The 23,092-nt window shown below is 43.3% G+C and carries 19 protein-coding genes; 7 read left to right on the forward strand and 12 right to left on the reverse strand.

The genetic code is table 11. The features are described from left to right. Window positions 1–191: 191 nt before the first annotated feature. A complete protein-coding gene (locus tag E2K93_RS03555) occupies window positions 192–1,412 on the reverse strand; it encodes an MFS transporter (RefSeq protein ID WP_135437772.1) in 1,221 nt (406 codons plus the stop codon). 281 nt (window positions 1,413–1,693) lie between these two features. On the opposite strand from E2K93_RS03555, the gene E2K93_RS03560 reads away from it, so the two are divergent. The 4 genes from E2K93_RS03560 to rlmF all read left to right on the forward strand — a co-directional run bounded on the left by E2K93_RS03560 (window position 1,694) and on the right by rlmF (window position 4,927). Beyond that, window positions 1,694–2,869 (forward strand): hypothetical protein, encoded by a 1,176-nt coding sequence (locus E2K93_RS03560; RefSeq protein WP_135437773.1) that lies wholly within the window; start codon window positions 1,694–1,696, stop codon window positions 2,867–2,869. 27 nt (window positions 2,870–2,896) lie between these two features. Further along, window positions 2,897–3,406 (forward strand): YgjP-like metallopeptidase domain-containing protein, encoded by a 510-nt coding sequence (locus E2K93_RS03565; RefSeq protein ID WP_228445472.1) that lies wholly within the window; start codon window positions 2,897–2,899, stop codon window positions 3,404–3,406. Window positions 3,407–3,493: 87 nt separating this feature from the next. Continuing rightward, window positions 3,494–3,967 (forward strand): DUF2947 family protein, encoded by a 474-nt coding sequence (locus tag E2K93_RS03570; RefSeq protein ID WP_135437775.1) that lies wholly within the window; start codon window positions 3,494–3,496, stop codon window positions 3,965–3,967. Window positions 3,968–3,997: 30 nt separating this feature from the next. Next, window positions 3,998–4,927 carry a 23S rRNA (adenine(1618)-N(6))-methyltransferase RlmF gene (gene rlmF, locus E2K93_RS03575; protein ID WP_135437776.1) on the forward strand — a complete coding sequence of 310 codons (930 nt, stop codon included), beginning with the start codon at window positions 3,998–4,000 and terminating at the stop codon, window positions 4,925–4,927. A 22-nt stretch (window positions 4,928–4,949) separates the two neighbouring features. Here rlmF and E2K93_RS03580 read toward each other — a convergent pair whose 3' ends face one another. The 3 genes from E2K93_RS03580 to E2K93_RS03590 form a co-directional block, all read right to left on the reverse strand. After that, window positions 4,950–5,378 (reverse strand): acyl-CoA thioesterase, encoded by a 429-nt coding sequence (locus tag E2K93_RS03580; protein WP_135437777.1) that lies wholly within the window; start codon window positions 5,376–5,378, stop codon window positions 4,950–4,952. A gap of 100 nt (window positions 5,379–5,478) precedes the next feature. Next, window positions 5,479–6,390, reverse strand: a complete 912-nt coding sequence (locus E2K93_RS03585; RefSeq protein WP_135437778.1) for an alpha/beta fold hydrolase — start codon at window positions 6,388–6,390, stop codon at window positions 5,479–5,481. An 86-nt stretch (window positions 6,391–6,476) separates the two neighbouring features. Continuing rightward, window positions 6,477–7,346 (reverse strand): MipA/OmpV family protein, encoded by an 870-nt coding sequence (locus E2K93_RS03590; RefSeq protein WP_228445474.1) that lies wholly within the window; start codon window positions 7,344–7,346, stop codon window positions 6,477–6,479. Between the two features lie 258 nt (window positions 7,347–7,604). Here E2K93_RS03590 and E2K93_RS03595 point away from each other — a divergent pair, with 258 nt between their 5' ends. Next, a complete protein-coding gene (locus E2K93_RS03595) occupies window positions 7,605–8,132 on the forward strand; it encodes an NADPH-dependent FMN reductase (protein WP_135437780.1) in 528 nt (175 codons plus the stop codon). Window positions 8,133–8,158: 26 nt separating this feature from the next. On the opposite strand, the gene E2K93_RS03600 is transcribed toward E2K93_RS03595, so the two are convergent. Both E2K93_RS03600 and E2K93_RS03605 read right to left on the reverse strand, forming a co-directional pair. Beyond that, window positions 8,159–9,169, reverse strand: a complete 1,011-nt coding sequence (locus E2K93_RS03600; RefSeq protein ID WP_135437781.1) for an oxidoreductase family protein — start codon at window positions 9,167–9,169, stop codon at window positions 8,159–8,161. 192 nt (window positions 9,170–9,361) lie between these two features. Beyond that, window positions 9,362–10,249, reverse strand: coding sequence for a LysR family transcriptional regulator (locus E2K93_RS03605; protein ID WP_135437782.1), 888 nt, complete (start codon window positions 10,247–10,249; stop codon window positions 9,362–9,364). Window positions 10,250–10,648: 399 nt separating this feature from the next. Here E2K93_RS03605 and E2K93_RS03610 point away from each other — a divergent pair, with 399 nt between their 5' ends. Then, window positions 10,649–11,176 (forward strand): LA_2272 family surface repeat-containing protein, encoded by a 528-nt coding sequence (locus E2K93_RS03610; RefSeq protein WP_135437783.1) that lies wholly within the window; start codon window positions 10,649–10,651, stop codon window positions 11,174–11,176. A gap of 50 nt (window positions 11,177–11,226) precedes the next feature. Here the strand turns inward: E2K93_RS03610 and E2K93_RS03615 are convergent, their stop codons facing one another. From E2K93_RS03615 to E2K93_RS03630, 4 genes are read right to left on the reverse strand one after another with little or no spacing between them, the layout of a single operon-like run. Next, on the reverse strand, window positions 11,227–12,426 hold the full coding sequence (locus E2K93_RS03615) for an ATP-binding protein (protein WP_135437784.1): 1,200 nt from the start codon (window positions 12,424–12,426) through the stop codon (window positions 11,227–11,229). A 1-nt stretch (window position 12,427) separates the two neighbouring features. Then, complete coding sequence (locus E2K93_RS03620) at window positions 12,428–13,114, reverse strand: response regulator transcription factor (protein WP_189637846.1); 687 nt, start codon at window positions 13,112–13,114, stop codon at window positions 12,428–12,430. Between the two features lie 27 nt (window positions 13,115–13,141). Further along, window positions 13,142–13,561, reverse strand: a complete 420-nt coding sequence (locus tag E2K93_RS03625; RefSeq protein WP_135437786.1) for a DUF3019 domain-containing protein — start codon at window positions 13,559–13,561, stop codon at window positions 13,142–13,144. Continuing rightward, a complete protein-coding gene (locus tag E2K93_RS03630; RefSeq protein WP_189637847.1) occupies window positions 13,561–14,352 on the reverse strand; it encodes a MipA/OmpV family protein in 792 nt (263 codons plus the stop codon). Before E2K93_RS03630 ends, E2K93_RS03625 begins: the two co-directional genes overlap by 1 nt. Window positions 14,353–14,791: 439 nt before the next feature. Between E2K93_RS03630 and E2K93_RS17845 the strand changes: the two genes are divergently transcribed. Then, on the forward strand, window positions 14,792–20,137 hold the full coding sequence (locus tag E2K93_RS17845) for a S8 family serine peptidase (protein WP_189637848.1): 5,346 nt from the start codon (window positions 14,792–14,794) through the stop codon (window positions 20,135–20,137). Window positions 20,138–20,293: 156 nt separating this feature from the next. Here the strand turns inward: E2K93_RS17845 and E2K93_RS03640 are convergent, their stop codons facing one another. Further along, entirely contained in the window at window positions 20,294–21,229 is a 936-nt protein-coding gene (locus tag E2K93_RS03640; protein WP_135437789.1) for a M14 family metallocarboxypeptidase, read from the reverse strand. Window positions 21,230–21,234: 5 nt separating this feature from the next. After that, window positions 21,235–22,869, reverse strand: a complete 1,635-nt coding sequence (locus E2K93_RS03645; RefSeq protein WP_228445476.1) for a phospholipase D family protein — start codon at window positions 22,867–22,869, stop codon at window positions 21,235–21,237. Between the last annotated feature and the right edge of the window lie 223 nt (window positions 22,870–23,092).

Here is a 23,092-nt window from a genome sequence, read left to right on the forward strand (position 1 = left end):
CCATGGGTTAACAAGATGTTGATGTTTGAATCTAGCCCTCGCCTCGTACGGGCTATGAAAATTGCAACAATATGTAATCAAAGCAACAACTTAAGATATGAGCTTGATTAAAAAACGGTGACCATACAAGAAACAGCAAATGATGCCGATTAGAACATCATTTGCCATTAAGAGTAATCAGGCACTCGTCACTAACACTTTGCCTTGATAACCGATAAGTTATTAACGGCTACTGACATTTGTTGGTCTTGCGCCTGTTTTTTATCCAATGCGCCACTTAAACGTGTTAAAACTAACGCCACAGCGACAATGATCGACCCGACCCAAGCGGTATCGGTAAGCTGGGCGGTTTCAACAATAACCCCGCCACTCAGTGATCCTAAGGCAATGCCGACATTAAACGCAGCGATATTCAAACCTGAGGCGACATCCACGGCATTAGGTGTGTATTTTTGTGCCAATTGCACTACATAGACTTGTAACCCAGGAACATTACCAAATGCAAAGGCGCCCCAAACCAATACCGTGATCAGTACCGCTGGTTTTGAACCCGCAACAAAACTTAATAACAGTAACACCAATGCTAAGCCGCTAAACACAAAGGTAAGTGCTGATATAGGCCCTTTGCGGTCGGCAAGTTTGCCACCGTAAATATTACCAATCGCTACCGAAACACCATACACCAGTAAGATAACACCGACCATCGACGCATCGAAGCCACTGACTTGCTGTAAAATCGGTGCCAAATAGGTAAATGCCGTAAACGTTCCGCCATAGCCAACAGCTGTAATGATGTACACCAGCAGCAATCTAGGGTGAACTAATACCTGAAATTGCTCTTTAAAACTCGCTGACTGGCCTTTTTTCAAATCCTTTGGCACCAAGAGCAGGCTGCCGATAATGGCAATAACACCCAATAGTGACACCACTAGAAACGTTGCTCGCCAACCAAATTCCTGACCAATAAATGTGCCAAGCGGTACGCCAGTAACTAAGGCGACCGTTAAACCGGTAAACATAATGGCGATGGCACTGGCTTCTTTATCTTTGCTCACTAATGATGTGGCAATGGTTGAGCCAATCGAAAAGAACACACCATGGGCAAGCCCAGTTAAAATCCTTGCGGCAATCAGGCTTTCATATCCAGGTGCTTGCCAAGCAACCAGGTTGCCTAAAGTAAACAGCGCCATAAGGGCAATCAATAGATACTTACGATTCCAGCGTCCGGTCAATGCGGTTAACACCGGTGCACCGATGGCAACACCCAAGGCATATAAACTCACTAATAACCCGGCAGAGGGTAAACTGACGGATAAGTCATTGGCGATAGTCGGTATCAAACCAACAATAACAAACTCGGTTGTGCCGATAGCAAAAGCACTGAGAGTCAAAGCGAATAAAGCTAATGGCATGAGCCACTCCAAAATGATTTAAGATGTTCAAGTTGGCGACTATTATCCACAGTATCTCAATTGCAAAAACACCAAAAATGGCAATTCACTTTTGCATTAAACGCAAAGATATATACAAAATTTTTACAGTTTATTACTGTAAATCCATTGTTTACTGCTTGTTAATTGACCTGTCGCAAAAAATATCACAAAAACCAACATTGTTTGTCTTGCTATCGACCGCTAGGTCGGTAAAATCGCGCCCCTCGTAATCGATTCACCGAATTGGAGCTGTGCCTTAAATGAGAAAATTGCTTACCCTTCCAGCAAAATTAAACACCTGTCCTGTTGAAGACGCTATATACCAAAATGCGTTAACCTGTATAACCGACTTAGCCTTAAATCTAATGGCCGTTAAAGTCGAGCATCACCCAGAAGACTTTCTCGGTTGGTGCCAACAATTACTGAAGATTTGCCAACACGATCTGAATGTTGACTTGCTTGAAGAAAAGCAATTACCGGTACTAAAAAAGTTGCAAGACACCCTGCAACAAGGCATTTCGCAAATACAGCTTAAAATGTTACGTGTCGCGCCTTGGCCAGTATTTTATCAAGCCATTGAAAGCATGTCTGAATTGCAATCTTTGCAAGAGCGCACACAGCTATTACACTACATCGCCAATATTCGAGAGATACCATTAGCGCAATTAAGCCAAGCTGATTTGCAGGCATTTAGTGGTAAGCATGGTGCATGTCATGACATTGATAACTATCCGTTTGATGTGGAATGGTTTGCGTCAACCAAAGCGGCAAAGACATTTCATCGTTTGTTAACCAATCACACCGAGTTATTTGATCAGGCGCTTGCGCATATTCCGTTGCAAGGCGAGGTAGAAAAGCAACATTATCAAGATTTTGTTGATGCCTATCAGCACATTTTTGCGACACAGACGGACAGTGAAAAAGCGCCATTAATCGCCGCAACTCGATTATTAGCGATGCGTCGTCCAGACGTATTTGTGCCTCTTACCAATGCCAACTTGGCCAATTTATGTAAAGGTTTAAACATTAGTAAATTCGGCAACCAAGATTTTGATGGCTATTATCAAGAGCTCATTAATGTGCTTCCAATATATGCTTGGTACCGCTGTGCGCAACCAGAAGATGAGCAACAAGCCTTTATCTGGCAACATAGAGCATTGATGTTCGACCTGTTCTTTTATGCTGATGAAGACCAAGCACGCCGTTCTAATTATGTCCGTATGCGCGACAAACCAAAGACAGTGAAAATCAGTGCCGGTGCCAATAGAGCCAGCAAACGTAGCAAAGAAACCGCAGAGATGTTGGTTGATAAAGCGTTGGCAGAAGATGGCGTTGAAGCGTATTTACTGGATATGCGTGACACCTTAATAAAAAGTGTTAGTGCAGGCAAAAGCGTCGACCAGGCAATGCAGTTGATGCGCAGTATTTTTGGATAATCGCCTGTTTCGCATTAAGATAGCATGATGAACGCGTTAAGATACCTACAAGGTTACCCGCAACAAGTTGTTGAGCAAGCACAACAGTTGCTTACTCAGCAAAAGCTCGGGCCATGGTTATTAGCGCGTTATCCTGACGCTCATCAGATAGGCAATGATGGGCAACTAAGAGACTATGTACAGTCGTTAAAAAACCAATTCTTAAAAAAGTCCGCTCCGCTAAGCAAAGTTTGCTTTGATAATAAACTTCATGTCATTAACAACGCTTTAGGTACCCACAGTTACATAAGCAAAGTACATGGCAGTAAAATCAAACGAGTAAATGAAATCCGTATCGCCAGTATTTTTAAACAATGCCCTGAGCCATTTTTAAAAATGATTTGCGTGCATGAATTGGCGCACATAAAAGAGAAACAACATAACAAGGCGTTTTACCAGTTGTGTCAGCATATGATGCATGATTATCATCAAGTCGAGCTGCATTTGCGCCTCTATTTAGTGCAAACCGAAACACACGGTCGTTTATACTCTGCATAACGAAATAACAAATTGTCATGGTTTTAGCTCGTTAACCTTGGCTGCAATTTGTTATACTCTGGCAAAATCCTGTCAACATACAATGATATGAACTACATCAAGATTGATGATCTCAAATACGCCTGGGTATTTCGTTTTAAACAATTGCCGATCAGCGAACAAGATATGCAATTGATAAAACCAATGGCACCGGCTCGCTGCGCCACGCTATGGGGCCAATTTATCGCCAAGAATGCTGACCATCCAGACTTTATCGGTGAAGCCGATTGGCCTGGCAAAGATGATAGCTGGCATGATAAAGGCAACTGGCAAAATGCGTGGGAAAGTGACGATGAGAGCTTACCCGATGAAATAGCGGATTTTCTTGATTGGCAGGGCAATACCACGGTGTATTTCTGTAATTCACGCAAACAGGTCATAGAAACCCGTTTTGATGTATTTCAACGTTGTTGGAAAAACTTCTTAATGATGGACGACGGACCTATCTTGATTGCAAAAAAGAAAAAACAAGCGATTCAGTTCTTTCCTGATGGCACATTTCGTTTAGGCACCATGCCCTAAGCAATCAGTTTATCGAGACAAGCGAGCCTCATGCACCCACGCAATAAACACCAAGGTGATTATAACTTCAAGCAGTTATGTGTTGCTGTTCCAGCGCTTAAGGCATTTGTTGTCGACAATAAACACGGCAAGCAAAGCATTGACTTTAGTAACCCGAAGGCCTTAGTTTGTCTTAACAAAGCGTTATTAACACAACACTATGAGCTTGATTATTGGCAGTTACCTGACGGTCATTTGTGTCCGCCTATTCCCGGTCGAGTCGATTACTTGCACTACCTCGCTGACCTTCTAAAAAGCAGCAACAATAATCGCATACCTAAGCGCGCAAAAGATATTCGCCTACTCGATATAGGTACCGGTGCCAGCGTAGTGTACCCATTGCTCGCCCATAAGGTCTATCAATGGCAGGTGATCGCCAGCGATATTAGTCAATCATCGCTAGATAATGCGCAATCCATTATAGAGCGAAATGGCTTACAGCAGGCTATTCATTTACGCCATCAAAACGACAGTAAACATTGTTTTAATAACATCATTCGCTGTAATGAGTTTATCGACATTACAATGTGTAACCCGCCTTTTTTCGAGTCGATAGCGTCGGCTCGTGCCGCCAATAAACGCAAGTGGCAAAACCTTAATAAAGACGTTAATAAGATAGCGAATCAAGGGTTTAACTTTGCTGGCAGTAATGACGAATTATGTTGCCCAGGCGGTGAATTAAAGTTTGTGCGCAGAATGATTAATGAAAGCAAATATTTTGGCCATCAAGTCTTTTGGTTTACCTCTTTGGTCGCCAATAAAGATAACCTAAGAGCATTGAAACAAGCGTTGAAAAAAGCAAATGCGACCCAGGTTAAAACCGTGTCGATGCAGCAGGGACAAAAAACCAGCCGGTTTATTGCTTGGAGCTTTCTTAGCCAAGAGCAACAAAACGACTGGTGTGATAGACGATTTAATTAACCATTGAGGTTAATGTGACAAGTTACTCTGGTTCACCACCAAGTAAGTTTAATGAGCGCAGCTCACGCTCGGTTTGACCAATCAATTCATCTTCGGTTTTGCCATGCGCAATAGGTTGACGAGTTTGTGGGTCGACCTGAACAAAAACAATATCATCGGCTAGACAAATGGTCTTTTTGGTGGCTTTATTGCGCACCAAACACGTCACCGTGATAGAGGTGCGACCAACCGCTTTCGTGGCTAAACCAAACTCGACAACGTCACCTTGCAACGCTGGTGACTGAAAGCTTATTTCACCAATATGTTTGGTCACTAGACAATTGGTTTCTAATTGACAAATAGCGTAAATTGCCGCTTCTTCATCAATCCATTCCAAAGCTCTACCACCAAACAACGAGTTGGCGTAATTAAGATCGTTAGGCATAACCAAACGACGAGACAAAAAGCGCATAGCGACTCCAATAACTAATAAAATACAGCAAAAAATCGGCTGCGAATTATACGGACTTTTATAAGTGTAGGCTACATCTGCCTATAAATAATGGCAGCAATTAATGTTGCTTAAGCCAATTTAACAACACCGGAAAATGATCATCGACCGCAAGCCGATGGGTGAGAATATCATTGTGATCATAATCGACCATATTGCCGTTTTGTTTTGACAACAAAGAGAACTTAGCATTCTCGTTTCGACATTCATCAATAAAGCGCTGCACATCACCGCGATAACCTAACACCAAGTCTTTAATACCAGTGAGATGCCATGTTGGTGGCCAGTGCGTATGTTCGGCGGCCGAGCCATAATCAAAGCCATCTCGAGGATCAATCCATGGGCCTTTATTGACCCAAGCAATGCACTCATCAAGCGACATTTTTGATTCGCTATCAGCGCCAATTCCTAGTCGTTTAGCATCAAAAAAGCCATGCCGCTTTGCCATCATTGGTGCAAAACGATTCCATACTAGATTGACCTTAAACCACTTTTCAAAACTGCGTCGATAGATACTGCGTTTGGTACCAAAACAGACATTGCTTCTGACTTTATCCAAATAGTGTGGGTGGCGAATCAATAGACTGGCCAGTAATACCCCGCCCCATGAATGACAAATAAGATGCATCGGCTGTCGGCTGCGCTCGAAAATAAAATCAATACAGGCAGGAATGTCTTGGTTAATGGTTTCAAACTGGCCATAGTCTGAACTGGCACTCATGGTCGGTTTACTTTTACCACGGCCACGCATGTCCATGACGTAAACATCAAAACCTTGTTTGGCTAAAAAACACGCCAAACCTTTGCCGGATTCGGTATAAAAAATGCGGCCATTTTCAATCGCACCGTGCACCATAAATATCGGTGTGACAATGGCATCTTTGTTTACATTACTGGCGCGAATATGGCGCAAATGAATCTGTTGTCCCTGACTTTCAACATACAAGGACGCCTGCTCTGGCGATAAAGACATAGATTGCTTTAACTAAATACTGGTATGACCAGATTGTAGCGCGTTATCAATGAGCATTAAAGCTTTTGTAATGAAAACCTTTGTAATTACTTCACTTTTTCTTCGGAGCTAAACAATGTCCATTTAACACCCAGCGCGATGGCGTAGGTAAATTCATCCTGATACAACGCACTGTTTTTGTTTTCAGCACCATGCCAAAAGCCCAATTGCGCGCCGACAAAAATCATCAATTCAGGGTTGATCATTACTCGGTTAGCAATTGATACTTTAGAGCCAAGGTAACCCGCGTCACTTTCATAAAACGGCCTATCTGGACGGGCATATTGCTCTTGCACATCGTAAAAATATTGTTGAGTTTTATCCGTAGTAAACGTAGGAGCAACACTAAGGAAGAATCGTGAGTCGTCAAAGAAAAGGTTATCCAAGGTGAAGGCAAATTCAGGTTGGAAAACGTAGCCGCGATGATTGATGCGTTCAAAATCTGTAGAGAATACTGAGCGTAATTGCAAATTCAGCCACAGCTCAGCTTTGTCGACTGCTGGTTTACCTTTTGCAACTGAATCACTGTTGCTGGCAGTACCAAAATCCGACAATAAAAAGCTCGCTTCCGGACCAATCTCAAACATAAAGTCTAAGTCTGGCATACCATCTCGAATCTTCGACTCATCAGAATCTGCGTTAAATGCGCCACCAATACTGACATCTAATTTGAAGGTTTCTTTTTCTACCGCGACCGCTTTGACAATCGATTCATCACCGATACGAATAACGTCACCACGGTAAATTAAAAACGGTACTGGCAAAAACTTATTTTGATAATCTTCAGCGGCTGGATAAATTGGGCCTCTAAACGCGGCACTGAACAAACCCGCTTCCCAAAGAGGTTTATCTTCGGTCACATCCACAGACAAGGCACTGCCCTGATTGGCGAGACTGATGGTAGATAGCAGACTCATACAAGCGGCAACACATAGCGAACAAATTGCTGAAATTGATTTCATGAACGATGACTTATTATTATGACTTGAGTTATCTACTGCTGCTGAGAGATTGACGATCATTCTTTCGCTTTAAAAGTACGTTAGGTCAAATTTAAAGCGCAAGCGTTCGATTAAATCGAACGTGATTTTCTATATTAACCGCTATTCACAGACAACGTTTTCATTCATCATACCCTACATCAACGCCGAATCAATTTGCTTTAAGGAATTATTATGAAAATTATCGCGCTAGCAGCCACATCAAGCTCAAAATCTATTAACAAACAATTGGTGACCTACGCCGCAAATTTGGTCGAAGGCGCAACAGTAGAAGTCATCGACATTAATGATTATGAACTGCCTCTGTTTAGTGAAGATAGAGAAGCCAAACTAGGTAAACCTGAACTGGCTCAAGCATTCTTTGACAAGTTAGGCAGTGGCGATGCGATTATGATTTCTTACGCTGAACATAATGGTAGCTACACCGCGGCCTTTAAAAACTTATTTGATTGGACTTCACGCATCAATATGAAAGTCTACCAAAATAAAAAAATGATCCTTTTAGCCAGCTCACCAGGCCCAGGCGGCGCGCAAAGTGTGTTAGCGAGCGCAAGCAACTCAGCACCTTATTTTGATGGCGATGTCAAAGGCACATTTTCATTACCAAGCTTTTACGATAACTTTGATATGCAAGCTGGAAAAATCAATGATGACGAGCTAGCCACAGCGCTATACAAAACCGTTAACCAATTGAATCAATAGCTTCCAATAGATCTAGTTTCAAGGGGTCAGAGTTGTTGAAATTTCAACAACTCTGACCCCTTGAAATGTTTAAGTGCTTGTTCGGTTTTGTTCAACATAAATCGATTAAGCTTGGTGTGTTGCGGCGACCATCCCGCTAAAAAACGGTGGAAATCGGCCCAACACAGATCGTACAAATCACGCCACTCACGTTCTACTTGCCCGCCATCAATATCGAGTTGATAGTGCGCCATCGCAAGCTGTAAATCCTCAAAATACTGGTCTAACAGAACATTATGGTGTTGCTGTAAACCACGCTCATCAAGGCAACTGGTAAAAAAATACATAACATCTTTTACGCCGACGCCAAGGCCTGGGTATTGAAAGTCCACGGCAGCCACTTGTTGTCCATTAACATGAAAACAAAAGTTGGCGATTTTTGCATCACCATGGACAATCGTTTGATAGCGAGCCGTATTTAGCGCATTGTCGATAGCCACCGCGCTCTGTTGTAATAAACCGGATGCCATGGCCTGTAACTCGTCTTGGCGAGTCGCTAAATGCCAATAACAACCGATAGGCCATAACTGGTTGCTGACATTAGTTTGGCGCTCGATTAAGGCAAGACCTTTCGCATGGAAAAACGCCAGCCAGCGCAAGCAGAGCTTTATCGCATCGATGTTGTCATCCATACGTCGCACGACATAGCCAGATGCGTCCAAGTCTTCTAATAGCAGCGCCATACTCGGTAACTCACCAATACACTCATGCATGCGGGCAACGCGACAATGTTGATCAAGTAACGGCGCTATGTGTTGATAAAAAGCACGTTCCACTTGATACGATTTTAGCTTTCTTAGGTGCGAGGTTTGGGTGTTCCAGCCTCTTGGGTGAAAAACCTGTTGTGGTAACTCGACTTTTTTAATAACCATTGAGCTATTGTTGCGCGGATTGCTGTACCGGGCTATCTCACCATAACCACTCCACAGCGACTGGATGTGCTCATGCTCAGTTAAACCTGCTTGATTTAAGTATCTAGATAGCGTTGATTGTGACATTAATTACCCACTGCAATAACAAAGTGAAAGTGAAAGCGAAAGTGAACGTACAAGTAAAACGAAAAAGGAAACTGAAATCATATCACCGGCTAGGCTCATACTAAACATTGACGGCAAAAAATGAATATATGCACTTGGCTTGCAATATTGGCGTGTAAGCGAAAGGTAAAACCATTAAAGTCGTTAATGCCATTAAAGACCTAACTGCAAACGAGGTTGAATAAACTCTATAAACACCGCAATACGTTTTGATAATGACGAGGCTTTATAGAACACCGCGTTAACTTGCTCACGTTCCGTACCGGCAATTTTATGCTTGGATAGAACGGACACCAGTCGACCATGCGCGACATCATCACGGATCATAAATGCAGACATGCAAGCGATGCCATTGCCCGCCAGAGCTAACAAGCGTAGCGTTTCGCCACTACTGGCGGTAATGCTAGGCTCGATTTCTTTAAGGCCTTTTAGTGGCCATCGATTTAACACGCGATTATCGCTAAAACCAAGCAAATCATGACCGTTTAAATCGGCGACATGAGCTGGTACGCCGCGTTTGGCAAGATATTCAGGGCTCGCGACAAGGTGCAATGGGCTTTTACCTAAAGGCCGAGCGTATAAGCTTGAGTCTTGCAATTTACCAATGCGAATCGCTAAATCGGTGCGCTTTTCAAGTAAATCAACGTAGCCCTCATTAGAGGTTAACTGCAATTGTATCGCCGGATAATGCTGTTGAAATTCTCGCACTAACGGCACCAATTGGTGAAACACGAACGGACTGGCGGCATCGACTCGTAACACGCCAGATGGCAACTCCCCCTTGTAGAGCAACTCCTCTTCCGCTTCTTGTAATGTATATAACCCCTGCCTGACACGTTCAACAAAAATCAGGCCTTCTTCGGTCAGTTCAACACGACGAGTGGTGCGATTTAACAAAGTGGTATTTAATTGCGTTTCAATTTTGGCGACGGAGCGCGACACTTTGGCAACTTGCATATCCAGTACATTCGCTGCCGCGGAAAAACCACCCGCGTCAACGACAGTGAGTAATATATGTAAATCATCAGAGCGGGTGATCATGACTAATCAAACCATAGGTGTTTTATAACGTCTGTTGTCTACTACCATAGTATTTTGCTGCCAAATCGCAACCTAGTATGCCTGCATCAAGTAAGCTACAACGTATTTAATCATGAACCACCTATCGACGGGTAAAGTGCGCGCGTTATATAACCGCCGTATCTCAATCAACAGATATATTAATCAACATAAAAAGGCATACCCAGCAGTAACGGCATTGCCAAACATTCGCTAGCGTTGCCCAACATTAGCGATGCATCGACAAATATCAACGATTACAGTTTATTAACACTTATTACGTTTTGATAACAGTATTTAGCGTAGCGACAACATACTATACGCCTGTTAAAAAGCATATTGCCTCGCAATCGCACTCTTCTAAAACAATAAAGGATCGACATGAAAAAAACCTTACTCGCCGCATCACTGTTGGCGCTAAGTACCTCTGTTTTTGCCGAAAACATCGCGCAACTTTCGCTACCAGATACCAACCTACCTGAAGGGGATGTTAAAGGCGCTCGCCTGGCGACACTATGGGGTAAGACAGATAACGTTAAAGGCTTCGAAATCGCCTTATTTGGCCTAGCTGAAAGCAATAACTTTAGCGGCTTACATATTGGCCTTTATGGTGCACAGCGGGTTCGAAATGACTTCACTGGTGTTGCCTTATCTATCGCCAACTGGCACGACAATAACGCCACCGGTGGTGTATTGGGCGCGGTAAATTACACCAAAAACAACATAACCGGTGCCCAGTTGGGTTTCGTTAATTACGCGGGAACCTTAAACGGCTTGCAGTTTGGTTTGATTAATGCCACAACTCGCATCAATAAAGGTGTGCAGATTGGTCTAATTAACTACGATGAGTCAGGTACCTTCGTCGATAAAAACCTCAAGGTATTCCCTATTATCAATGCTCGTTTCTAGTCAGTGACGGGTTGAAACTAGAGCCTAGCCGACCGAAAAAATTAAGTCGCCTAGGCTTTATTAGGCCAAACCAAACTGATTTTAGCCCCTTGTAACTGCTCACAATTGGTTAATTCAACATGGCCTTGGTGCCAAATCATGATCTTGCGGACTATGTACAAGCCCAGACCAAAACCGGTTTTCTCGCCACCGGCTTGTTGTTTACGAATAAATGGTTGAATAAGCTTATAGGCTTCTTTACCGACACCTGGTCCATCATCTGCCACTGTTAACTGACATAACCCATCCTCAATATGCAATTGCACCGAGATGGTATTTTGCGCATAGCGAATGGCATTGTTGATCAAATTTTGCAACGCCCGCGCCATTGCCGGTTGATCAAAATAGGCCTGCGCTGCGGTAGAGTGAAATGCAATATCAAAACCATGCTTTTGATAACTAAACTTGTCGGCAATCTCAGCAAAAAAATCATCGACGTTATGTAACTGTTTATCCGCCATGACCTGATCATGTTCAAGTCGTTCAAACGACAGATACTCAGCCATCAATTGCTCTATTTCCTGCACATCTTTGACCAAGCGTTGGCGATGTTCACTGGCGATATCTTTGGCAACAATCTCGCTCAAAAACTTCATTCTTGCCAGTGGCGTACGAATCTCATGGGCAATGGTTCGAGACAAATCTTGGTGCATTTTGACACTGGCACTGATTTGATGAGACATTTTTTCAAAGGTTTTGGCGAGCGGATATATATTTGAATTGGCCTTAATACCCGTATTAAGGCTATCGATGTGCTGACCAAATTGTAAGGCACTTTTCTGCAACCGACTTAAATCGCGAAACAATGGCCAAATAAAACTTAACACCAATATCGCCAGCGCCGAATAGAACATAATGATCAGGTAAAAACCATCTTCATCTTGTGCGATAAACTGCTTATCTATTGGTCCATAGCGCAATAACTGGCCTTGCGCATTTTTTTGATAAAAATAATGCTTCTGTTGATCATCAACCAGTTGAATCACCCGTCCAGAGCTGAGCTCTTGTTGCAAATTGCTCGGTAAGGCAATGCTACTGGTTGCAATGATATCCACTTCAGTGTTTTTTGACTCTTGAAAAACCTGTTCAATATCAATTTGATAGTTGGTACCACTATCGACAACATTATGATAAAGCTGATTAAATAAATAGATAATCAAGCAAGCAAACAACACGATTAACGCGTATAAGCGGGTAAACTGAGACAGCACCTTAGCCTCCGTAACTCAGCATGTAGCCTTTACCACGAATTGCCCGAATCGAAATTGAATCGACACCTAGAGCCATTAACTTTTTACGCATTCGGGAAATAATCAAATCAATGGCGCGGTCAAGACCATCGTATTCACGGCCAATAATTTGATGGAACAATTCATCTCGAGGCAGCACTTGTTGATGGTGCTTTGCCATCAAGTAGAGCACATCGAATTCTTGAATGGTTAGCGACACGACGTCACCGTCATAATATAAGGTCTTTTGTTTGTCATCTAGCACAAGCTCCCCTAAGCGAAGCTGAGTGCTAAGTTGTGGTTTACTGCGTCGTAACTGAGCTTTTATGCGGGCCAGCAAAATAGCCGGGTCTACCGGCTTGACAACATAATCAACGGCGCCTAATTCTAGACCATAAATCTGGTCCTTATCTTCATCCAATGCGGTAAAGAAAATCACCGGACATTCGACCCGATCCCGTAAATTATTAAATAAATCAAAACCACTGATATCTGGCAGCATAACATCGCAAATAATGATGTCGAATTGCTGTATGTTGAACAACATATCGACCTCTTCACCACTGCTAACATGGGTCACATCACACTGATTAGCTCGCAAGTATTGGCAAATTAAGCTGGCTAATGGCAGATCATCTTCAATCAACAGTAATTTACATAACTGAGTCATTGTCATACCTTGAAACTGAGGTTTGCATTAAAAAATACTCCAGCCATAACGTCGCTTCTTACGTTTGCCTACATAGGTTGCGACTTTAAACAACGCCTTAGCAATAACTAGGCTACGCGTCGTATCTTCTACCAATATGGTAGCCGTTTTTTCCGTTACCATTGGGAAATTAAATTGCTTTGCTTGATGTTTGACATAGCATTGGCGGGTTTGCGGTTGGTGTTCGACGAAGACACAAAAGCGCTCAGGTAACTGACCAATTAACGACATGGTGATTTGTTTTTGGCAATTCCCTTGCTCTGCGGCCATAACACATACCGACGGTGTCAAAGTCAGTTCCGCTTGAATAAACTCCGGCGACTTAGCTTTCGCAACATGAGATACCAACACCGCTGAGAACAGCAATGTGGTGCGATACGTTGTTGTGATTGGCAGCCCTAGACTCATCAGAAGCTATACCTCACGCCAATGAAGCTCGTTTGGTAATTGTTGTCTTCAACTAACAAGCTTTTGCTGATGTTATTCCCTAAATGGGTATGCTTGAAAAAGCCCGTTAGCGACAAATAGTCAGTAAGCGGTACATCAAGCTCCACTTTGTAATAATGGTTATGACTTTGGCCGCCTGTATAGAAATCTTTTATACCACCAAGAAATGCCAACTCTTTATCTTGAAATTGATAGTAGTAGCGCACCAAATCGTCACTTTTAATGACCTTGCCCGCCTCGAAATAGATATTAAACCATTTGGTTTCGATGCCACGGCCAAGGCTAAAGTGAATTTCATAACCATGGTGAACAGCGGTGAGATCATGAAAGTAACCGAGTCGTGTTTCAAAATAATCATTGAACACACTGACACTGATGCCGCCTAAGTAGGAAATGTCGCGTTCGACCGGTTTGAAGACTTCGCCACCATCAATAGGAAATCGACTTGGATTAAAACCAAGTGCATCGATAACCGTCAGGTCTTCTTGTTCTTCAAAATGATGAAATAAGCCATCTTCGTTAAGAAGGCCGACTAAGTCGACGATAACATCGTCAGATTCCAGTAAACTGTAGCCAAGTGTCGTCCCTTCCCAAAAGAAACGTTCGCCATAATAGCTGATCGAAGGAAAGACATTGGTATCAATATCTTTAAGATTTACAACGGGATTTTCAATTTTACCTTGGCCGGCAAAAATGGAGAAGGTCCACTTATCGGTCTCAACTTGCTCAACAGCACTTACCGTCGTTGGCAAGCAGAGCAACATAAGGACAAAACATAATCTAAACAACGTATACAACATCAACTACGCAAAATAATAAATAAAACAGACTGAATTGAGCCGATAATAACAAGTTTTAACAAAAATAAACACCAGTGTACAAAAAGCTACAATTCGTCACTTTAACAACAATTCGCCACATTTTTCCATTAATAACAAGACGTTCAAACACGTTTGCAACTCGTCTGCCCAGTTGAAATTACTTTTGTACAGTTGTCCGCGATCACCATAAAGAACCTTGGCCATCAATAGTTTAGCGAACTAAAAGCGAGCAATTGGCGTTGCCTTTTTGTACAAAACGCTACAACAAATATCGAGCATCCTAGTATTTTTGAGCGTTATATTCGAGCTTCCATATTGGCGGCAAACGTCAATATTGCACAATAAAAATATAACAATTATGGAAGTTCTAATGAAAAGAAGTATGCTTTTTAGCGCTGTTGCCACTGCACTGTATAGTGTTGGTGTCGCGCAAGCTGCTGATCTTGGTGGACAGGAGGTCGGTAAGTTAACCGCGCCGAACGTTACCACTGAGCAAATCCAGCAGTTCCAAAAACAGCTTGTAAATAATCCAGCATCAATGATGCAAAATGATGGCCTGAATGTTCAGGTTAACTTACAAGGCACTAAATTCGTTGAAGAAGAGTTAATAACTGGTGAGCAGGTGTATTTTGTACGTTTGCATGCCAATGCCGTGTCTGCACAAGCAAAAGACAGCAACTCTAGCTTGCACTCAGCTTTAGCCGCCAATGGTACCAAAAAACTTTACCAACAAGGTAAAGCCAGTGTCCAAGCGGTTGCAGATTATGAAAATCAGTTACTTGCCTATCAACAACAAGTTTTAAGCAGCATTGAAAGTGTTGCCGGTAAAGTTGACGTAAGACAACAATTTACCAAAGCGATGAATGGTTTCTCTGTAACCATGACACCAATGCAGGCACGTCGCATTGCTAACTTGTCGAATGTTGCCTCGGTAATGCGTTCGAAAAACTATGATTTGCTGTCAGATACAGGCCCTGAGCATATTGGCTCAGCAGAAGTATGGGACGGTACAGCACCACTTGATAGCATGAGCTACAAAGGTGAAGGCCAAGTCGTGGCAATCATCGATACCGGTATCAACTCTGATCACCCTTCATTTGCCGATATCGGTGATGACGGCTATGACCACACCAACCCTTGGGGTGAAGGCGTATACGTAGGTAACTGTGCTGATCCTGAAGTATCTGAGCTGGTTAACTGTAATGACAAATTAATCGGTATGCGCAGCTACAGTGCGATCACAGATAACTTTGAAGCGATGCGTCCAGGCTGGCCTGCAATTGCTGAAGATTATCAAGGTCACGGTTCACACGTTGCAGCAACAGCTGCAGGTAACGTGTTGTATGACGTAGATATGCTGCTTCCAGAAGCGGGTGAAAACGCCGATGGTATCGTATTAAAAGAAGACTTATTCCCTGTTGTTTCTGGTGTTGCACCTCACGCTAACATCATTGCCTATCAGGTGTGTAACCCGACTAATGATCAAGGCTACCGCGGTTGTCCTGGTGAAGCACTAGTCGCTGGTATTGAAGATGCTATTGCTGATGGTGTTGATGTTATCAACTTCTCAATCGGTGGTGCTGACTCAAATGTATGGGCTGACCCGGTGCAACTTGCATTCCTTTCTGCCCGTGAAGCAGGCATCAGTGTTGCCGCTGCTGCTGGTAACTCAGGCCAAGCTTGTGGCGCCGAGTGTTTTGGTGTTCTAGATAACTCTTCACCTTGGTTAGCACAAGTTGCTGCAACCACGCACGGTCGTGAAATCGCCGTTGATACCGCTATTGATTACGCCGGTTTTATCGATGAATCACTTGGTTCAGAGCTACCGAGCTGGTCAGAGACTGGTTTAGTTGGTGGTGCCATTAACGATACTGAGCTTACTGGTGTTGTTGTTTGGGCCAAAGATTACGCCGACATCAACGGTACAAAAGACTACAACGGATATTGTGTTGACGAATACCCAGTAGGTACTTTTGAGAACTTTAAAGATGGTACCGCGATCCCTGGTGCTGCCGATGGTACAACCAATGTTATCGTTGTTTGTCAGCGTCACGATCCTGCCGATCCAAACGCCAATGCACGTACTGCCAAAGTAGCTAACGTTCAAGCTGGTGGCGCCGATGGTTTCATCATGTTTAACCGTAACCAAAGCCAAGGCACTGTACCAACCAAGTATGACCTGCCTAGCGTTCATTTTACATACGAGCAATGGAACGGTAAGTACTACAGTTACAACAACCCTGAAAACACTGATGGTTTAGAAGATTGGATTGATTCTTATTCTGAAAAAGGTCACATGATCACCATCAAAGAAACCGTTATTGAGCGTCGTGTCGACCCTGCTAATGCGGATTTCTTAGCAACCTTCTCATCACGTGGCCCGTCATTCCAAAACATTGAAACCTTAGCGCCGACTATGTCTGCACCGGGTGTTAATATTATGGCGGCATACTCAGATGAGCAACCGTTTACAGCGACTCCGTTTGGTCAAGACTTTGCTGCTATCAGTGGTACCTCAATGGCCTCACCACATGTTGCTGGTGCTATGGCGTTGTTACGTCAAGCCCAACCAGAATGGTCAGCAACAGAAATCCAATCAGCCTTGTCAATGACTGCTGATGATGTGGTGCAATATCACCGACTAAACAACCCTGCGGATCAAGTTGGTCACGCACAGATTTATCGTGCGGGTGCTGGTCGTATTAACGTTGCCAAAGCTGTTAAAGCTGGTTTGGTTATGGATGAAAGCGCCGAAAACTTTATGGCGGCTAACCCATTTAATGGTGGTACACCACACAAACTAAACATGCCTAACTTGGTTGACTTTAGCTGTGCGCCAGAGTGTCAATGGATTCGTACCGTAAAAGCCACCAGAGATGGTAGCTGGACCGTATCGAACTCTGACGTGTTGAACTGGAACTTTGATATGAAAAATCAAAGTGCACAAAACGGTGTCAACATTGATGTAACACCACGTGAGTTCTCTCTAAAAGCTGGTGAGACACAAACTATTGTGGTTAAAGCGTCTATCATGGATACCCAAGATTGGTTCAGTAACTCTGAAGTTGAGTTGCATTCTAACCTAATCTTTACTGCCGATGATGTGGACATTCCAAACTCACAATGGCCAGTTGTATTTAAGTATGACCGTGGCGACTTGCCATCACGTTTAGTTGCTACGGCACATCGTGACAACAGCAATTACCAAGTAAACAATGTGATGTTGCCATACTCTGAGACGCCATACTCGCGCGTTTATCAGCCGGTAAAAGCTGAGCAACAAACCATCGTTTTACCAAAAGATAACGACGGTTTCTTCCCATGGAGCTCAGACGCTGACATGTCAATTGATATGGCAGAGCGTTTAGATGAAGCGACTTACACTACTTATATCGATGTTCCTGAAAACGCTAAGCGTTTGATCGTTGAATCTCTGGGTGTTGTCGACTCTCCTGCAATGGGTACCTTCGACAAAGGTAACGTCTTGGTTTATGTCGGTAAAGACTACAATGGTAATGGTCAAGCAGACCCGTTTGAAGAATTACTGTGTGTATCAAACCACATCCTCTATGACAACTTCTGTAACATCAATAACCCTGAATCAGGTCAATACTGGGCTATTTTCTACAACAGCAAAGAAAGCGGTCCATTTGATGAAGCTGAGGAAACGTTTACAGTCTCGACTGCCGTTGTGACCGGTGACATCGCTGATAACATGAGCATGGAAACACCAGCAAGTGATGGTGAGCAAGCCGTTAACCTAACCGTTAGCTGGGATATGCCTATGGAAGAAGGCGATATCTATTACACCAGTTTAGATATTGGTACCTCTGAAATTAACGCAGGCAATTTAGGTAACATTCCATTTAAGCTGATTCGTGGCAAAAATGATGTAACGTTAGATGTGCCACAAGACAAAGCGTTAGCAGGCCAAACACTACCATATACGTTCGCGGTATTAGCCAACAACTCAGGTGCCGACCGTGCCTTTAGTATCAGCGCTAAAATCCCTGAAGGCTTGCGCCTTAACGTGGAAGATGTTCTTGCATCAAACGACAGTGTTAGCGATATAACCATTGATGGTGAGATGTTGACCATCTCAGGTGTTCAAATCGATACTAGCGCAATGACACCAGGTTATGCGATGACCACCAACCTTACCGATGCCATGTGTCGTACACCAAACTTTGGTAACTCCACACCAGGCGGTTATGTTGACTTATCTGAGTTTGGTATTGGACCATTATTCGGTGGTTTTGATGAGCGTAATCAACCGGATTACCGTTCAGGTACTATCTTACCAACAGAACTTATGTTCAATGGTGCGACAGACACTTATCACTTATTTAACAACACCGACAACCTTAACGTCGACAATAAAGTCATGGGTATTCGTTCAAACGGTTTTGTTGATTTGTGGGGCCACCCGAACTTTTGGGCTGACTTCCGTCCATTCCCATACAATGCATTCCCATATGAAGGTATTGGTGTATTGTGGCGTGGTTGGGGTCCAGACAGCAGTGGTGCGTGGAATAACGACTTCTTCGCCACCGAATTATCTGCTAATTCAGGTATAAGTATTGCAAGTACAGGTACCTGGAGCATTATCGAGTGGGATAACGCTGCAGATTACACTGATCCTGTTTACGATCGCTTCACCCGCAGCTACAGCTGGACCAAGCTAGATAACAGCTTTGATTTTGAAATGATCATCAACAAAGATACCCGTTTCGGTGCTGGCCAATACGAAATGTATATGGCTTATGACAACATCGATTTTGGTACTGCCGATGATCGTGGTTCGATTGGTCTGCAAGGTTTCAAAGGTCCTGTATATATCCGTGGTCCTTTATCAGCCTACTTGGGTGCTGAATACACATTTGGCAACCTAAAAGACAAAGTGTCTAACGATCTAGTTGTTTGTTATGACTATGTTGGTCCAGAGTCTTCGCAGTTTGAAGTAACAGCTTGGTTTGACATTGCTCATTCAGCGGCAGGTGCGGTATTGGTATTTGACGCAGTATCAAGCATTGAAGGTATGCAAGATATCGAAATGACGCACACTGTTGATGTGGCGAGCAACCTAAGCATCGGTGCATTTAACGACATGGAAACTGACAGAAAAGTGTCAATCAGCTTCCCTGTTTACTATGCAGATGAGCAAAACTCAGTAAATGAGATCAGTGCTTACGGTGAAGGTATCGACTACTCGGTTGAATCACACGAATCAGGTTCAATCATTACCATTACTCCGCAAGCCCAGTTACTAGGTGAAACAGAAGTTACCGTTATGGTATCTGATGTTGAAAATCCAAGTGATGCGGCAAGCGCGAGCTTTATGCTTACCGTAAATGGTAAGAATACAGCGCCTAAAGCGGAAGTAGTTTCGGCAATTGAAGACAACAGCGTTGTAGTCTTAGATGCATCTAGTTCGACTGATGATGACGGTGATAACCTAACCTATCTTTGGGAAGGTCCGGGTGAGATTAACAATCCAGAATGGGTTGTGACTGAAGTAACAGGTTTGAGTGCTGGGACTTATACCTTTACGCTAACCATCAGTGATGGTATCGAAACAACTGTATTAGAAGTTGAAGTTGAAATCGAAGCTGAGCAAAACACCATTGCAGAGAAATCTGACGATGATGACTCTTCTGGTGGTGCTTTGTACTTCTTATTATTGTTATTGCCTTTAGCAATGCGCCGTAAGGCTTAATTTCTGGAGCAAAATCGCTGCATTTATTCTCCCTTGGGTGCAGCGAATTAATAAGGGCCGATGTGATTATCACATCGGCCCTTTTTTTAGCTCTTTTTATGTTTGTTTAGCGTGTTATTGATTGACGAGATATCAATTCAAAACGCTGTTTAACCGCTATTTACTCAGAATATAATCCAAACCACCGGTTATTGCCGCCACCTGCGCCAAAGTGCAATTTTCATCATCGACCAAAGGACTATCCGGGTACACTTCGGTGATGGTCACATAAGTTGCTTCGGTCAAGCCCATGCAAAGGCCAAGCTCTCTCGCCGCGTAATTGATAACACCAAACTGTTCTAAATCAACACCAATGAGTTTGTTTTGCTGATCAGCAGGAGCAATATGGGTGACCTTGGCAACTTCGTCGATAATCGCTTTTTGAAAGTCAGCCTCAGGTTTAGTGCTATCGCCAACTAAGTAAAACCCGTCAGGTATATTCCATGTTTTTTGCACTATGGCATCACGCGCCGACAACGCTGGTCGAAACTCGCTGTTGTCAGTATCGGTGGTTTCATGCAAATCGATATGCATAACAAATTCGTGACCCGCATCGGCGGCAAAACGGCGCACATAGTCGATAGCTTGAGCCGATTCTGGCGCAGGCGAATTAGCGTAAAAAGACCGGTTTGGATCAATCGCATCGACATTCCAACGGTTAATGGTTTCATAACCCCATGGGCTGATGCAGGGTAAAATCAGTAAGTTTACGTGCTGACGGTAATGCTCGGCTTGGGTTTCAACAAAACGAATCGCCCCTTGCACACCAGAGGTTTCGTAGCCATGCACGCCACCCGTAACCAAGACCCAAGGTTTGTTATCGCCTAATGCACTGACCTTTATCGCGTATAAAGGGTAATCCCCTGCCGGATATATCAGTTCACCGTATTGCTCGACCAAATAGGTATCGGCTAAAGCATTTATCTTATCGACAACCTGTTGCTGATAGCTGCGTTTTATCTGTTGCTTTGAAAGCCACTGTGCGACCTCTGCCTCACCCCATTTTTGCCCTGGGATGCCTATGTCATAGGCGTGTTCTGAACTCATTTTCATAGCCTTTATAAAATACTTTTTGGGATCACCCGTCGCCAGGTGAGACGTAATCGCTTAAGTATACCCGCCTCACTATCAGGATTAAAATCTTGCTTAGTCTGCCAAGCATTTTCTGACGCCATTTCAGTCAATATTTCTTGCCGTACTGCGGCGCTTATTTGTTTCGAAGGAAGTATGGTAACACTCTCGGTATTAAGGTTAGCGCTGCGTGGGTCCATATTAAAGGTGCCAATCACCGTAATGTTGTCATCAATCACCATGGTTTTTGCATGCAAGCCAAAAATCGGTGATTGATGACTTCCGTCTTTTAAATCCAATGCCATCACTTTTTGGCGGATTTGCGCATCAGGCTTAAACTCAAAAATCTGTACGCCCGTTGCCAGCAGTTGTTTGCGATCACGCTTATAACCGCTAAAAGCCTCAAGATTATCGGTCGAAGCTAGACTATTGGTGAGTATTTTAACCTCTACGCCACGTTCAACAGTCTTTCGTAATAGCTGCTTGCCTTTGTCGGTGGTAATTAAATACGGGGTTTGAATAAGCACTGACGACTTAGCGCTGTTGATTAAATCGATTAACGTTTGCGTTGATTTACCTGAGCCAGCTAAAAAATTATCCGCATCATTTTTGCCTGGTGCATCGGCAATGTATTGCACACCTTTTAACCAGTGTAATTTGCCTTGTTCATTAACCTTACTAAACACCTTAGGTACTTGACCAATACGCTCTCGAATAATTGGCAAAAAGTTATTAGGCTCGCAGGCATATTGATGCAATTGAGTGAAATTTAAATCAGCAAAACCGTTACCTTTTTTTAGTAGTTTGGCGACAGGCACACTTAATTCATGTTGCCAATATTGGTCAAATGATGACTGTACTTGTTGGCTAATACCACCGAGTAGAAATACATCGCGGTCGCGAAAGTTATATTGTTGATCATAGCCAAAATACTCATCGGCTACGTTACGCCCGCCAGTGATCACCATGTTGGAGTCAACAATAAATGCTTTGTTATGCATACGCTGATTAAAATCATGAAAGTCAGTGGCTAAGTGATACAGTTTCTCAGCAAGGTTTTTACCAACATTTGCCAGAGGGTTGTAAATTCGAACCTCTATATTAGGATGTGAGTCGATTTTTAATAGCTCGTCATCTTCGGCATCTATCATAATATCGTCGACCAACAGGCGCACTTTGACACCCCGCTCTGCCGCTTGCACTAAATAGTCGCTCGCGATCAAGCCGATATTGTCGGTACTAAAAATAAAGTACTGAATATCAATCGACGTTTCTGCCTGTGTGGTTAGCCAAGCTCGTGATAGCATGGCTTCACTGCCCTTTTCCAACACATAAACACCGGTACTATGCTGCATTTTGTCCGCAAATGGCTGCAATAAGTCGGTTAAACTGGCCTCAGATTGAGTTGCCATTTGGCAATGTTGATGGTGCGGCTCTTGTTCGTTTATTTTTGTTTTGCTCGCTGTGACGCTAGTAGCAACCGTATGCTGTAAGACGGCATGATTCGAAGCCAACGAATTAGATGACGGTTCGCTCAAAACTGTTATGCTTAATAGCGATAAGCCAGTAAGTAAACTGGCTTTGATAACGCTCTTGCTGCGATGTTTAACGGAATGTTCCATAACCGTATTTACTCTTATTTGGTAATTTACAAGGTTTACAATATTGTACATCAGCACAATTATGTAGTTAATATTGCCTGAGCCTGCTCAATATGTCGACTTTGTTAGAGCATGTCGACTTTGTTAGCGCATGTCGACTTTGCCAGAGCATGTCGGACTCGCTAATGATCTTGCGCTGCAGCGCATGCGTTGAAACCTTATGCTGACTTTAATTGTCATACGA

Source organism: Thalassotalea sp. HSM 43, from assembly GCF_004752005.1.
In the GTDB taxonomy this organism is placed as follows: domain Bacteria; phylum Pseudomonadota; class Gammaproteobacteria; order Enterobacterales; family Alteromonadaceae; genus Thalassotalea_A.